Below are 14,345 nucleotides of genomic sequence, written 5' to 3' on the forward strand. Positions count from 1 at the left end.
CCTCTACCATTTAACTATTCAAGCTACCCTACACCGAAAATCAAAAGCGAACAATATTTAAACGTCATAATGAGTAGTAATTTTTTTAGCATCAAAGAAAAGTTCTTTGATCTGTGGGCACCAAACTATGACATCCTGTTCACCACAGTATTTTACCAAGCACTCCATAAACGGCTGTTAGAGTTTGTAGAACTCACAAATCAGCCCAATGTATTAGATCTTGGCTGTGGCACAGGTCGTTTACTGAATCGTCTTGCTCAAGAGTTTCCCAATCTTCGAGGCACTGGGGTAGATTTATCTACTAAAATGCTCGCTCAAGCCCGACAAAAAAACCAGCATCGGCAGCGAATAATCTATCAAAAAATCCGGGAACGTGAGAACCCTGCGTCTAAAGACCGGGGATGAAACGGACGCGACGGGGTTTACCCCGCCGTATCCATTCAATTCAATTAAGCTATAATAGGAGCAATTAGGTGATAGTAACATGTATAGAACAATCCCAGTTAAGGGGACATTTACAGATGAAGAAAATGCTTTCTGGGTGTTTCAATGCGAACAGGCCAATAGCCTAATCAATTGTGCGATATATTACGCCAAGCAAAAACACTATAGTTGGTTACGTGAACAACCTGAGGGCTATACGACTTACTGGCGTGATGACGTCCTTAAGTTTGGTTGGAAGACCTACAGATGCGCAGTTAAATATCCTGAATTAGACAAGGCTCTTAAGATGAGTCCTCATTATAAGGCTATGGCTGCCCAGTCAGCTCAACAAACGTTGAAGTCTGTAGGGGAGTCGATGACTAGTTACAACCAATTAGTTAGGCAATATTATAAAGGCGAAGTTGACAGGCCAAGGCTTCCTAGATATCGCCAAAAAGGTGGCTTAGCTGCTGTTACTTTTCCAAAGCAAGCATTAACTTACAAAAAAGGGCTGTTCTATCCATCGGTTAGCAAAGAGTCTAAACCCGAGTTACTCTGCGAGATAACATTGGAACCGCCAGAATTTATAGATCCCGACTGGGTCAAAGAGGTAACTATTCGCCCCTACCTAGGGCAGCTTTGGCTCGATTGGGTTATTGACGATGGGAGGCAGTCGTACGAACACAATCCTAATCTTGATTATTCGCAGGCTTGGAGCTTCGACCATGGGGGCGACAACTGGCTCACCGGCGTCTCTACTCAGGGCAAAAGTCTCATAATCGACGGTCGTAAACTCAAGTCGATGAATCAAGGGTACGCCCGCTTGGTAGCAAAGTACAAGACCGGAAAGCCTGAATTTTTCTGGGACGCTAACCTCGATCGGGTTCAAAGAAAGCGTAATAATCAAATGCGCGATGCAATCAACAAGGCGGCCAGATTTATTATTAATCGGTGCTTAAATGATAGAGTTGGTAATATCATTTTTGGCTGGAATGAGCGGCAAAAAGATTCAATCAACATTGGGCGACGAAGCAATCAAATCTTTGTTGCAATTCCCACCAAAAGATTGATAGAGAGGTTGAAGCAACTTTGCCCCGAGTATGGCATCAAGCTAACAATCACTGAAGAATCTTATACCAGTAAAGCGTCTTACTTAGACGAGGATCCATTACCGAAACATGGTGAAAAACCCAAAGGATGGAAGCCCTCAGGAAAACGGGTAAGACGTGGTTTGTATGAAACAGCCAAGGGATATCTGATTAACGCAGATACTAACGGAGCGGCAAATATCGCGCGAAAAGTAGCCACACAGTTAGGTCTTGATCTGGCCAAGGTGGGTAGCGGGAGCTTGACACTCCCACATCGGTACGATCTTTTTAACTCTCTAAAAAAATCATACCGAACAAGAAGCGAAGCAGCACGGGTTCACCCTGCTGCGTAGCAACCTTGTAGAATCCCCCGTGCTTCAGCCGGGGGAGATGTCAAAGAAAAGGCAATGCTGAATTTCTACCCTTTGCTGACAAAGAATTTGAAGCAGTATTTAATACCATCAGCTTTTTACACTACCTAAATCCTCAACAAGTTTTCTTAGAAGTTAGTCGGGTATTGGAACCCAAAGGACATTATTACCTAGTAGATTATACTGTTAGAAAGCGAAAAAAATCTTTACCAATTTCCCCTAACCAGATTCGTTTCTATAGCCCACAGCAACGGGAAGAATTTGGCCAGATAGCCGGTTTGTCATGTTTAGGGCATTACCATCTCCTCGGACCCGTTGTGCTAAGTATCTTTGAAAAACCTTCATAACTATAATAATAATTCCCTCTCTTCACACCTCCGATCACCTACCACACCTCCTTCTCTTTCCCGATTCCCGACTCCCGACTCCCGACTCCCGACTCCCTAACCAAAGCGCTATAGTTACTGAATCACCTCACAGCACTCTGTCACAGATGCCCGTTTTTCCATAGCAGCCACCAGTGCTTCATAAGATTCCCAGTGTTCAGTAATCATACTAGTCGCTTGACGCTCAGCCCATCGTGCTTTCACTGAGTACTCACTACCAGAAAAACCTAACCCTTCCAAAGCCTCTCGGAGTTTGTCGCAGTCTTCAGCTCCTCCCTCAACATTCTCATAGACTATAGTTTCCGCAGCAATGCCTGCCATCCAAACCGTGCAAAATCGATCTAAGGTTAATCGCATTTCCCGAATACTAGAAGCCTTAGCGGATAGTGCTTCAGTATCAAAGGTCACACCACCATTACCCAGTTGTCCCTGCTTCAAAGCTTCCCAAGCACTTAAGGTATAACCAGTGATTGGAATACCAAGTAAGTAAGCCACCAGAAAATGACCCGCTTCATGGCGAATTATGCGTCCGCGATGTTCAGGATTGTTACTCGCCAATACATCTAACAGCAGCGTTAACCCTTTCCCTTGGAAGCTGAAGCCATCTAGGGTAACAAGACTCAAGACACCAAAAGTAGTTACCGCAGGGATTGCCGGAGAAATATTCAACAGTGGTCCTAGCAAAACCGAAAGGGTCATGCCAAAAACACCAATAGCAATTAAATTCAGCGCAATTTGTTGCATTTGTTCTTGGTTACTTGTTACTTCATTGTTAGTTATATCATGTTTGTTTGAACAATTGTAAATAGTAGGTAATAGGGAACAGCGAACAGGGAACAGCGAACAGCGAACAGGGAACAGCGAACAGCGAACAGCGAACAGGGAACAGCGAACAGCGAACAGGAAAGCGATAAATATTAGGAAGATTACATGCTATTTATGAACATTTTTTTTATATAATCTTTATATAAATATGATATAAATTTTTAATTATTAATTGCAACTTTTACTGTGGTTACAAGTATCGAAGCCTTTCATACTTCATATTTCAACCTTGGCCAAAAGGCCAAGCGTTCGCTGAAAGCGGGACTCCGTCCATGGCGTTAAAACAGATAACTTACCCTACGGTAATGCCTTGGCGAACAACCTTTTTTAATTAATAATTTAGGATGTATAATTCAGAATTTTTAATTCTACATTTTTGAATTTTCAATTAATAATTTATAATTACACATTCTGCATTCTGACAGAAAACCTTCATACTTCGTCCTCAAATTTTGGTGTTTCCGATGGAGGAGAAGGAGCAGGAGTAGGTTTCTTACCTTTGTAGAACGTTTCCAAGCTCTTGGTATCGCCCACAAACCTCCAGTGCCAAGGCTCATAACTAATTCCTTGGGGATTGTCTCTAGGAAAAGACAACTCAAAGCTGTAGAAAGCCGCATTCTTTTCCAACCACTTAAAAGCTGCCGTATTCTCAAACTCAGGATTCAGGTTGGTAGCTGGTGCCATGGCATCCCCAATATCGATCGCATAACCAGTGTGATGCTCACTGTAGCCAGGGGGAGCACTTACTTCAGCCCGTTTACTAGCTACCTGTCCTCGCTGTTCCTTTACTTGAAAAAACAGGTACTTTTGCTGGTCCACAGAACGGAAACCCGAAATTGGCACTAGGATTACCCCCTGTCTTCTTGCTGCTGCTGCCATTGCTTTGTATTTCCGAGCTGCAGCAGCCTCCAATTTAATCCGACCATCACGGGTAATTGGTTGCAGTTGTGAGCTTAGCACTTCAGAGTAGGGTAAGTGTCCCAGAATGTTATCAGCATTATTCCCCTGTGAACTAGCTTCTGTCTGACTTTGAGTCGATGTTGCTTTACCCGACGGGGTAAGATTGGACTGAGCTTCAGGAGTTGGTTCCATTGGAATCAGGCTAAAGGCGATTCCTCCTATTGCTAATAGTCCAATAATTAGTAAGGTGACCTGCCAACGAGACCGGGGTTTTATATCTTGTCTATCCCTTACTGCCTCGGGAATATCATCTACTGTTACCTCTGTTACCTCTGAAAGGTTTGCTGGTTCGCCCGGGAGACCTGCGTTATTCAATAGTCCACTCCTGCACTGACATCCAAATTATTACATTTATTTATGACATACTTATAGTTACTGCAAATCCCAGCAGTGTCAGCGAAGCAACTGGATTACTTGACCAATCGTTCCAGAATTGTTATAGTAAAGATACGAGTTAAGCAAAGGTGATGGCAAGGCACAAAACCTTTGACCCAGAAGATGTTCTAGAAAAAGCCATGGAAACCTTTTGGCTTTATGGCTATGAAGGAACCTCAATGCAGGACTTGGTCAAAAGCATGGGGATTAACCGAGGCAGTCTATACGACACCTTTGGTGACAAACGTTCCCTATTCATGGCTGCGATCGCTCATTACAATGATACCTGTGTAAAAAATGCGATCGCATCCCTAGAAGCACCCACAGCCTCAAAGCAAGCCATTATCGACTTTTTCTACAACCTGATCGAAGGGGCTGTAGACGATAAAGACCATCGAGGCTGCTTGCTCACCAACACCGCTGTTGAACTGTGTCCCCACGATCCACAGACTAAATCCCGGATTGCTGCTAATCTGCGCTCAGTGGAAAACGCCTTTAAAAAAGCCTTATCCACAGCAAGGGAGCAAGGGGAAATCACAACCAACCATGACCTTCAGGCATTAGCCCAATATTTCACCAGTAGTATACAAGGGTTGCGGGTTATCTCCAAAGTCAACCCAGACCCAGAAACCCTAAGAGCTATTGTCAAGGTCATACTTTCCGTTCTCGATTGACAGAGTAAATTGAGACAGTAAATTGACAGAGTAATTTTTTTTGCTCTTAATTGGAACGATTGTTCAAATATAACCTAACTAGGAGTAAATCATGACCTTAAGCCAAGACTTGATTAACCTAAATACCCAGCTTCGCGCTCAGCAACCAGAAGAAGCCAAACTCATCATGGCAAAAGCAGGAGAAGACCTCGCTAATTCTGGCATTGTAGACAATAGCCTCAATGTTGGCGACAAATCCCCTAACTTTACCCTGCCTAATGCTGTAGGTAAACTGGTAGAATTGCAAGACCTACTAGCCACCGGAGCCGTAGTAATTTCCTTCTACCGGGGTCAGTGGTGTCCTTACTGCAACTTAGAATTACGAGCATTGCAGCAATTCTTACCAGAAATTCAGAAATTAGGTGCAACCCTAGTCGCTATTTCCCCTCAAACTCCCGATAATTCCCTGTCCACTACAGAGAAAAACCACCTAACCTTTGAAGTACTAAGCGATGTTGGGAATAAGATTGCCAAAGAGTTTGGTCTAGTCTTTACCGTACCAGAAGAACTCCGACCAGTTTACCAAAACTTTGGCATTGATTTACCTGCCCACAACGGTGATGAAACCTTTGAATTACCCATTGCCGCCACCTATGTAATTAATCCCGATGGAACCATCACCCATGCCTTAGTTGACCTAGATTACACCAAGCGACTTGACCCAGAAGAGATTGTCAGCGCATTACAAACCCTGGCTGTAGCGGTATAAGTAGCTCAATAAAAATCGTAAGCATTAAGCCGTCAGCCGTCAGCCGTCAGCTAAAAGCTCAAGTAACTCAGATTAAACCAATGCTTACCTGTTTTATTCAAAAGCACCTCAAGTAGCGTGGGCGTAGCGCATTAGCACCTCAAGTAGCACCTCAATTAGCCTGGCCTACGGTCAATGACTCATAGCTGATAGCTGATAGCACCTCAAGTAGCGTGGGCGTAGCGCTTAAGCTGATAGCTGATAGCACCTCAAGTAGCGTGGGCGTAGCGCTTAAGCTGATACGCGACGCGCTGATAGCTGATAACTGTCAGTCAACACTCAACAATCATTCCTAGTTTAGGAGGAATTAAACTATGTCAGAAACAGCCAAATATATTACCCTAAATGACGATAACTTTGAAACCGAAATCCTCAACAGTTCCATTCCAGTCATAGTAGATTTTTGGGCACCATGGTGTGGACCTTGTCGGGTAATGAATCCAATCGTCACTGAATTAGCCACAGAATTTGATGGGGTTGTCAAAGTAGGCAAATTAAATGTTGATGACTACGAACAACTAGCCAGCCACTATCACATTGAAGCAATTCCTTCCCTATTTTTATTCAACCAAGGTAAAGTAGTTGAGCGGTTGGAAGGTCTTGTGCGTAAACCGACTCTAGTTGACAAAATTAATGCCCTAACTAATCTCATTTATGTTTAAGGATGTGATAACGATTCTCGGATAATGGGTAATCGGTAATGGGTAATCGGGAAAACTTTATTGGTAATAGCTAATTGCCCATTACAAATTACCTTTATAGAGTCAAAAATTGTGGCACGCACTTAGATAAAATCAGGGAGAAATTCAGGGAGGAATTTAGATCAGCGCGTTGCTCATACTGTTGAGCATACTTATCAGGTAAATTTAATTTATTACCACTACTCCCTACTCCCTACTCCCTACTCCCTAAAATCCAGAAATAAAGTCCATCACCCAATTGAGAGTTCCTATAAAATAATCATGATTGATCTATATACCTTTTCCACGCCTAACGGACGCAAACCTGCTATCATGCTCGAAGAAGTAGGACTTCCCTACACCGTTCACACAATTAACATAGCAAAGGGAGAACAGTTTACTCCCGAATATGTAGCAATCAATCCCAATAGTAAAATTCCTGCTATCATTGACCAGGATACTGGTATAAAAGTTTTCGAGTCAGGAGCAATCCTAATTTATTTAGCAGAAAAGACAGGCAAGTTGTTGCCAACCGATACAGCAGCAAGAATACAAGTGATTGAATGGTTGATGTTCCAGATGGCAAGCGTTGGACCAATGTTTGGTCAACTGAGTCACTTCCGACGCTTTGCTCCAGAACAGATTCCCTATGCTATCGATCGCTATGAAAAAGAAACCCTACGTCTGTTTGGTGTCTTAGATCAGCAATTAGCAAAACAAGAATTCATTGTTGGAGATTACTCCATTGCCGACATAGCTACCTATCCTTGGGTAGCTGCCTATGACTATTTGGGAGTCACCCTAGATAACCATCCCCACCTCAAACGCTGGGTCGAGACAATGCAGCAGCGACCCGCTGTGGAACGGGGCATGGCAGTCTGAACGTTTGTTGAAAGTTGAAAGTTGAAAGTTGAAAGTTCAAACTTCAAACTTCAAAGTTCAAACTTCACAGTCATGAATCCTAGGTGGGCAGTGCCTATCAAGCCTATTAACAGCTGATCTGATCTGTCTGGTGCACTGCCCACCCTACATGAACTTACTGAAACTCAAGGATCTACTTTTATTGAACAATTGAAAAGTAATAATTATGATTTAAAACTATTTGAAAGAGGGGATTATAAGCTATAAACCTGGCTGACCATAGAAGATATTATGGTATTGATTCCAACCGTTTTAAATAACCTTTTCCGCACCCTGATTATGAAAGTTGTTAGGATCCGGTAGACCACTATAGCTATAGTAGGAGAGTTGACCGTTGGGCTTTAGAGCGACTAGGCTTAGAAACTTTCCTCAACATTGCCTCAACATTTTCCGGACTCAAAGGGGATGTTGAGAATTTAGAGTAATCCAGCAGAGCTAATTTATAAAGTAAATATAAAGAGCTCAAATCCTTTGACAGACATGGATTTCCGGGAACAGGGCGTGCACAAGCGCCCGAATTATTGAAAGCCTTTCAGCGCCATGGTTATAGCTTCTTTTACCAATCAGCTCTGACCGCTGTGATAATTCAGCTAATTTCGTTCAAAATTAAGAGCTGATAAACTTTGCTTACAAATCTTAAAAAACTAGGTGTGGTTTATTACCCTGTAGATGTAGGAAAGCGCCAGTAAAATCCAGTTTTTGGGCTAATTTACAGTGCTTTTCACAGAAAAGAAACAAGTAGTTAATCATGGGTACTTTCAATTTAGGCACTTTCAGCGGCAATCCCATCAGCCGCAATCGGTACACACTCACTACCTCAGACGCCACTGATGTGTTTAAGTTTAGGGTCTCAAACAACCGTCAAATTAACCTAAATCTACACAATATCAGTGCGGGAGATGATGCTAACCTCAGACTCTACCGGGACACTAACAACAATGGCATCTTTGACTTGGGCGACCAACAAGTGGCTAGCTCTTTACAGGGTGGCAATGCTAACGATGTTATCAACTACAGTGCTACCAGTGGCACTTACTTTGCCCAGGTAAAACGCTACGCTCCTAGTAGCAATGGAATTGTTTCCTATAATTTAGAGTTGTCTGGAACTAGCAAACCAAATACCTATCAGCCCTTGAGCCCGAACCAAGTCTTTTCCCTCAACAGTAACTTAGAGGCAGACCACATTATCTACCTTGACTTTGATGGTCATACTACCACAGGTACCTCATGGAACAAGAACTTCGGGAGTTCCATTGTGACCCCTGCCTATGACACGGATGGGAATACTTCCAATTTCTCCACTGCTGAGAGAGAGACTATTTGGCGCATTTGGCAACGGGTGGCAGAAGACTTTAGTCCCTTTGATGTGAATGTGACTACTGCCCAACCTTCCGATGACCAACTCAAAAAAACCAGCGGTAGTGATTCCCAATGGGGCATTCGCGTTGTCATTGGGGGAGATGGTTCCTGGTATCAAAAAGGTACCGGTGGTTTGGCTTATATGGATTCATTCAACTGGGACAGTGATACCCCCGCCTTTATTTTTTCAGAGAATCGCGCTGGAGGCAGTGAGAAATCGGTGGCTGAAGCTATTAGCCATGAGGTAGGTCATACCTTGGGTTTGTCTCATGAGGGTGATTCCACCAACGACTACTACTATGGTCATGGCAATGGCAGTGTCGAAACCGGGTGGGCTCCTATTATGGGAGAGGGCAACGATCGAAATCTCAGTCAATGGAGCAAAGGTGAGTATACCGGTGCCAGCAACCAAGAAGATGACCTAGACATCATCACTGGGCAAAATGGTTTTGGCTATCGCCGGGACGATTATAGTAACCAGCTAACCAGTGCAGCAGCGCTATCGATCAATGATGGTCAGGTGGAAAATTATGGCATCATTGAAAAAAATAACGACATTGACTGGTTTGAGTTCAATTCAACAACGGGCAACATAGCCCTAGATATTAAGCCTTTTGAGCGAGGACCTAATTTAGACATTCTGGCTAAGCTATATAATGCTTCCGGTCAACTGATTAGCTCTTCTAATCCCATCGGTTCTCTGTCCGCTAGCTTTAATCTTGATCTCAGTCCAGGGCAGTATTATCTAAGCATTGATGGTACGGGTCAAGGAAACTTAGCTACCGGATACAGTGATTACGGCAGCTTAGGACAATACTCTATTACTGGCACGGTTGCTTAGACTCTGCAATCTAATGCTTTAGAAACGTTCCTCAACATCTTCTGATCTCAAAGGGGATGTTGAGAATTTAGACGAGTTTAACCCTTCCTCACCCAATTCCGAAATTCTGCTACCAACTGCAAATAATCTTTGGTGTCCACCTCTGCTAAAAATCCCTCAATTTCCCCTATAGGTAAACCAGGAAAAGCCAAACTTTATTGACTATATTCTCGATCTCGTAACTGATAAATCTCAAAAGATTCACCATCATAATGCCAAACTTCTGAAACCCCTAACTCGGCATATATAGCGCTACGCTTAGCGTCAGAAGTGAGAAGTCAGAATTCAAAAGTAAGCTAGGACTAGGTTTCGGAGTTTATAAATGTCCTAATCTTAATGCGTAGTGCTATACTGCCAAACGGTTCATAGAACTACTGGTAATATCAATTTATACTACATCTGGAGCTGGAGCGGTTTCTAAGTTAATCCTTTTTTTGCCCTTAATTATGCTAATATTTTGGATATAAAAGTTTTTAGGTAACTTCGGAATAGGGAATAGGGAATAGGGAATAGGGAATAGGGAATAGGGAATAGAGCAGTTGGCATTCAACCTAAGTATTGATTATTGCCAATATATAAGTGGACTGTATCTTTTTTGTCCAATTTTATTAATTAACTTATCTGCCAATGGCTATATGACCTACATTCAATGTTCTTAACCCTACTCCCTACTTCCTACTCCCTACTCCCTAAAACCCAGAACAAAAGTACCTCAACCAATTGAGAACTGCTATATTACTTCAGCGTCTGCTTAAAGGTATCCTCAAACTGATCTTTAGTAAGATTTCCAGCTTCTAGGTCTTCACAGAGGGTTTGAATTTTTTCTGTAAGCTGCTGATATTCATCTGGGTCTGCAAGTAGGGCTTTTTGCTTTTTCTTAAGGGGACGAAACAACCAAGGCTCGATAAATCCGGACTTCGGTTCTTGCCATAACCCTTTTCCTTGGCGTTCCGCATCTGCCTCTGCCAACAGAAGGGAAATAGCCATCTCACGAGGGCACTTACTAAAATAATCGTAATAAATCAGTGCTAATCCTTCTTTTACTAAACTATGCTGAATAAACGTGCCATCCAATAAGTAAACTTCGCCAATTCTACGATTGTAGCGAGTGTCGATGTCGGTAATTCTCAATTTAACTTTATTCCTGTTTTCTTCTACCAACTGTTTGACCCAGTCTTTCCCTTCGTTGCCCCACTTAAATTGACTTTGATAGAACGCATTGTCCTGATTTTTATCCTCAAGTTTTTTGTAACCCCACCCCTTAGGAGTTTCTGGTGCATCAATGTAAACGAACCGCACTGTAATGTCTTCTCCGGAGGCATCAATCACATCAATAGTGTCAGCATCGGAAACTTTCTTAACAGCGTAGGTTTCTAGGGACTCAAAGTATGGCGGTACTTGAGGAGCAACTGACCCTACTTTACTTAAAATTTCACTAATCAAGTCTGTCATGGCGTTAATTGTATCAGGACTGAGGTAGGAGTAGTGGATGAACAGGCAATCAGTGCCTCAAACCCACAGCCGATTCTACTCTAGATTTTAGACTAACCATAGCAAAACACTTACTAGCTGTCCATTCCCTTCAATCATCCTACAACAAAAGCAACGCCAGATGAGGGAGGTCACTTATTTCCCTGTCCGCTCCACCAGTGACCTTCAAGACAGGTGTTACCGGATTGATATACAATAAGAGATTGTGATAATTGTTAAAAACAACACCAAATAGAGAACCGTTGCTGGTGATCAGGCATTTCTTGATCTCAAACGCAGTTGAAACCCCTTGTGTACAAGCGGCGGGGATAAAAACAACTTAGGGGCGTTATTTTCCTTGTCTACGAAATTTGTGGCGAGGAATCATAAACGTCAAAAGCTAGTTTACTAGATCAGGATTTTATAGCAGTGTTTGGTGGTGAAAAAAACCCTAGCTGCTTCCCCCTGAGAGACTGCATCAAGGCTTAAGTATAGTCAAAGTCAGCCCTGGGAGTTTTGCTCCGGAGCCAACGGTACTATGTTTTAAATTATATGAAGACTTGATCTCCTAGCTTGTTTTCTTCCTGCTTTAACTGAGGGAGAGTTCAAGTTCGCACTAGCAGGTTTTTAATCAAGGCTGTTAACTAACTGCTGCTTCCGTTTTTTTACCATTTTATCAATGGGTGATTCTGCTGTTTCTAAAACGTTTATCTATAGTTCTGTAAAGTACTCAACTGTAAGACCCACTATTGGAGGAAAAACTATGATTCGAGAGTTCATGAAGAGAAATTTTCGACACTTTAATGCAGCTGTGTGTGTTGAGGCGGCTGAAGGATGGGTGAAACACCTGGAATCTGGTAATAAAATGTTTCTGACTATGGCTGGTGCCATGAGTACAGGAGAGCTGGGTATCTCTCTGGCTGAAATGATTCGCCAAGACAAGGTACATGCCATTTGCTGTACCGGAGCGAATCTTGAAGAGGATATCTTCAATCTGGTTGCCCACTCTCAATATAAGAGAGTACCGGATTATCGTTCACTGAAACCAGAAGAGGAAAAGGTTCTTTTTGAGTCCGGTATGAATCGAGTTACTGATACCTGTATCCCTGAAGAAGAAGCGATGAGGAAAATTGATCGGCATATGGTGAAACTGTGGCAAGCAGCTGATCAATCTGGCAAAAGCTTTTTCCCATACGAGTTCATTTATCAACTTATTGAAAGTCAAGAGCTTAAAGACTCTTATGAAATTGATCCTTGTGACTCATGGGTGATGGCAGCATGGCAGAAACAAATTCCTATTTTTGTTCCTGGATGGGAGGATTCAACTCTGGGAAATTCCTTTGTTTCTGAAGTTATCAAAGGCAATATCAGTCGCTTGAATGTTGTGCGGAGCGGTCTGGAGCTGATGGTATTTCTTGTGAATTGGTATCAGGAAAATACTAGAGATTTTTCCATGGGGTTCTTTCAAATTGGGGGTGGAATTGCTGGAGATTTTCCCATCTGCGTTGTGCCACTGATCCACCAGGATCTCAAGGAAGACTGTAAGTTGTGGAGTTACTTCGCCCAAATTAGCGATTGTACCACCTCATACGGTTCCTACAGTGGCGCACTACCTAGTGAAAAGATTAGTTGGGGCAAACTTGATACGGACACCCCTAGTTACGTGATTGAATCGGATGCATCAATTGTAGCTCCGCTGATTTTTACTTACGTCCTGGGTCACTAATATCATGTCCGGTTGAATACTTACACCCTTGGCCCAATCGAAGGCATGTGGCACAAGTAAAGGAATAAGGTTTAATCGGAGATGGTTTTTTATCACTAATTATCCGGACATGATATAACCCTAGAAGTGATTATTTATGGTAGTTGTGTCATAATCATTGAGCGGTCAGCTTATTTTATTCAAAGGTGCGCTTTCCGCATCTAATTATTAAATTCGCCACGGGTCGCACCTAAAAGCACCGATTGCGCTACGCGCACGCTGCGCGAACAGTACCGTGGCCACAGGCCAATCGCTGAATGCTGAATGCTGATAGCTGAATGCTGATAGCTGACCTTCTCAGGTGGTTTGCACTATGGAAATTCCCGTAGATAGGGCTATTGAGCTAACACCTGCCCGGAATCTTCCCCATGGCAATTTCCTTATGCCCACGGCCCTAATAAATTGTATGATAATAGTTTTGGGAAATCTTTAGTCAAGATAGTACACAAAATAGTAAAGAGGAAGTTATATGGCTCGATATAGAGGCCCGCGTCTGCGGGTCGTTCGCCGTCTGGGTGATTTGCCCGGTTTAAGTCGTAAAACGCCGCGCCGTGCCTATCCCCCAGGTCAACATGGTCAAAACCGTCGGAAACGCTCAGAATATGCGATCCGTCTCGAAGAAAAGCAGAAACTGCGCTATAACTACGGAGTGACTGAAAAGCAGTTAATTCGCTATGTCCGTAAAGCTCGTCGAGCCACCGGTTCCACTGGACAAGCTTTGCTGCAACTGCTAGAAATGCGACTGGATAACACAGTCTTCCGCATGGGTATGGGAGGTACCATCCCAGCGGCTCGTCAGCTCGTGAGTCACGGTCATGTTACAGTAAATGGTACAGTAGTCAATATTCCTAGCTATCAGTGTCGCCCTGGCGATGTGATTGCGGTTAGAAACCGTGATCAATCCCGCCGTCTAGTAGAACGTAACTTGGAATTTCCTGGCTTAGCAAACCTTCCTAGCCATTTAGAGTTTGATAAGAACACCTTCACCGGGAAGGTGAATGGGATTATTGATCGGGAATGGGTGGCATTACAAATTAACGAGCTACTGGTGGTTGAGTACTACTCCAGGAAAGTCTAACCCGAGTTGAAGGTTGACAACGGTTGAAAGTTAACAGGTTGAAGGTTGACAACGGTTGAAAGTTAACAGGTTGAAGGTTGACAACGGTTGAAAGTTAACAGGTTGAAGGTTGACAACGGTTGAAAGTTAACAGGTTGTTCGCCTGTGGCGTTCCTGTAGGGTAGGTTGAAGGTTATAACCTGGAACCTGCTAACCTGTAACCTGTAACCTGCTAACCTGCTAACCTGTAACCTGGAACCTTCAACCTGACTAACCTGCAACCTTCAACCTGACTAACCTGCAACCTTCAACTTGACTAACCTT

General features: G+C 43.1%; 12 protein-coding genes and 1 pseudogene. 10 read left to right on the plus strand and 3 right to left on the minus strand.

From position 1 onward, the window contains the following. The first annotated feature begins 69 nt into the window (after positions 1–69). The 3 genes and pseudogenes from F6K38_RS12890 to F6K38_RS12900 form a co-directional block, all read left to right on the plus strand. Positions 70–405, plus strand: a complete 336-nt coding sequence (locus tag F6K38_RS12890) for a class I SAM-dependent DNA methyltransferase (protein ID WP_287251283.1) — start codon at positions 70–72, stop codon at positions 403–405. A 79-nt stretch (positions 406–484) separates the two neighbouring features. Beyond that, positions 485–1,864 carry an RNA-guided endonuclease InsQ/TnpB family protein gene (locus tag F6K38_RS12895; protein ID WP_287251281.1) on the plus strand — a complete coding sequence of 460 codons (1,380 nt, stop codon included), beginning with the start codon at positions 485–487 and terminating at the stop codon, positions 1,862–1,864. A 47-nt stretch (positions 1,865–1,911) separates the two neighbouring features. Next, positions 1,912–2,229 (plus strand): annotated as a pseudogene (locus F6K38_RS12900) (methyltransferase domain-containing protein); the annotation flags it as partial. A gap of 114 nt (positions 2,230–2,343) precedes the next feature. On the opposite strand, the gene F6K38_RS12905 reads toward F6K38_RS12900, so the two are convergent. Both F6K38_RS12905 and F6K38_RS12910 read right to left on the minus strand, forming a co-directional pair. After that, entirely contained in the window at positions 2,344–3,012 is a 669-nt protein-coding gene (locus F6K38_RS12905) for an ATP-dependent Zn protease (RefSeq protein WP_287251280.1), read from the minus strand. Between the two features lie 513 nt (positions 3,013–3,525). Then, complete coding sequence (locus F6K38_RS12910) at positions 3,526–4,368, minus strand: M15 family metallopeptidase (RefSeq protein WP_287356698.1); 843 nt, start codon at positions 4,366–4,368, stop codon at positions 3,526–3,528. Between the two features lie 152 nt (positions 4,369–4,520). Here F6K38_RS12910 and F6K38_RS12915 point away from each other — a divergent pair, with 152 nt between their 5' ends. The 5 genes from F6K38_RS12915 (at position 4,521) to F6K38_RS12935 (ending at position 9,690) form a co-directional block, all read left to right on the plus strand. Then, positions 4,521–5,102: a TetR/AcrR family transcriptional regulator gene (locus F6K38_RS12915; RefSeq protein ID WP_008179862.1), complete on the plus strand. Its 582-nt coding sequence runs from the start codon at positions 4,521–4,523 to the stop codon at positions 5,100–5,102. A gap of 91 nt (positions 5,103–5,193) precedes the next feature. Further along, positions 5,194–5,850, plus strand: a complete 657-nt coding sequence (locus F6K38_RS12920; protein ID WP_008179864.1) for a peroxiredoxin-like family protein — start codon at positions 5,194–5,196, stop codon at positions 5,848–5,850. Positions 5,851–6,203: 353 nt separating this feature from the next. Beyond that, positions 6,204–6,551 carry a thioredoxin gene (trxA, locus tag F6K38_RS12925; RefSeq protein ID WP_008179866.1) on the plus strand — a complete coding sequence of 116 codons (348 nt, stop codon included), beginning with the start codon at positions 6,204–6,206 and terminating at the stop codon, positions 6,549–6,551. Positions 6,552–6,851: 300 nt separating this feature from the next. Then, positions 6,852–7,451: a glutathione binding-like protein gene (locus F6K38_RS12930; RefSeq protein ID WP_008179868.1), complete on the plus strand. Its 600-nt coding sequence runs from the start codon at positions 6,852–6,854 to the stop codon at positions 7,449–7,451. Positions 7,452–8,238: 787 nt separating this feature from the next. Continuing rightward, entirely contained in the window at positions 8,239–9,690 is a 1,452-nt protein-coding gene (locus F6K38_RS12935; protein ID WP_008179870.1) for a pre-peptidase C-terminal domain-containing protein, read from the plus strand. Between the two features lie 774 nt (positions 9,691–10,464). On the opposite strand, the gene F6K38_RS12940 is transcribed toward F6K38_RS12935, so the two are convergent. Next, positions 10,465–11,181, minus strand: a complete 717-nt coding sequence (locus F6K38_RS12940) for a thermonuclease family protein (RefSeq protein ID WP_008179877.1) — start codon at positions 11,179–11,181, stop codon at positions 10,465–10,467. 781 nt (positions 11,182–11,962) lie between these two features. Between F6K38_RS12940 and F6K38_RS12945 the strand changes: the two genes are divergently transcribed. After that, on the plus strand, positions 11,963–12,925 hold the full coding sequence (locus F6K38_RS12945) for a deoxyhypusine synthase family protein (protein ID WP_287251123.1): 963 nt from the start codon (positions 11,963–11,965) through the stop codon (positions 12,923–12,925). Between the two features lie 508 nt (positions 12,926–13,433). Next, a complete protein-coding gene (gene rpsD, locus F6K38_RS12950) occupies positions 13,434–14,042 on the plus strand; it encodes a 30S ribosomal protein S4 (protein WP_008179879.1) in 609 nt (202 codons plus the stop codon). Positions 14,043–14,345: the final 303 nt, after the last annotated feature.

The sequence above is a fragment of the Moorena sp. SIO3B2 genome, from assembly GCF_010692525.1.
GTDB lineage: Bacteria > Cyanobacteriota > Cyanobacteriia > Cyanobacteriales > Coleofasciculaceae > Moorena > Moorena producens.

Coding starts and splice junctions, on each gene's coding strand:
- F6K38_RS12890 (WP_287251283.1), top strand. CDS start 70: ATGAGTAGTAATTTTTTTAGCATCAAAGAAAAGTTCTTTGATCTGTGG.
- F6K38_RS12895 (WP_287251281.1), top strand. CDS start 485: ATGTATAGAACAATCCCAGTTAAGGGGACATTTACAGATGAAGAAAAT.
- F6K38_RS12905 (WP_287251280.1), bottom strand. CDS start 3,012: ATGCAACAAATTGCGCTGAATTTAATTGCTATTGGTGTTTTTGGCATG.
- F6K38_RS12915 (WP_008179862.1), top strand. CDS start 4,521: ATGGCAAGGCACAAAACCTTTGACCCAGAAGATGTTCTAGAAAAAGCC.
- F6K38_RS12920 (WP_008179864.1), top strand. CDS start 5,194: ATGACCTTAAGCCAAGACTTGATTAACCTAAATACCCAGCTTCGCGCT.
- trxA (WP_008179866.1), top strand. CDS start 6,204: ATGTCAGAAACAGCCAAATATATTACCCTAAATGACGATAACTTTGAA.
- F6K38_RS12930 (WP_008179868.1), top strand. CDS start 6,852: ATGATTGATCTATATACCTTTTCCACGCCTAACGGACGCAAACCTGCT.
- F6K38_RS12935 (WP_008179870.1), top strand. CDS start 8,239: ATGGGTACTTTCAATTTAGGCACTTTCAGCGGCAATCCCATCAGCCGC.
- F6K38_RS12940 (WP_008179877.1), bottom strand. CDS start 11,181: ATGACAGACTTGATTAGTGAAATTTTAAGTAAAGTAGGGTCAGTTGCT.
- F6K38_RS12945 (WP_287251123.1), top strand. CDS start 11,963: ATGATTCGAGAGTTCATGAAGAGAAATTTTCGACACTTTAATGCAGCT.
- rpsD (WP_008179879.1), top strand. CDS start 13,434: ATGGCTCGATATAGAGGCCCGCGTCTGCGGGTCGTTCGCCGTCTGGGT.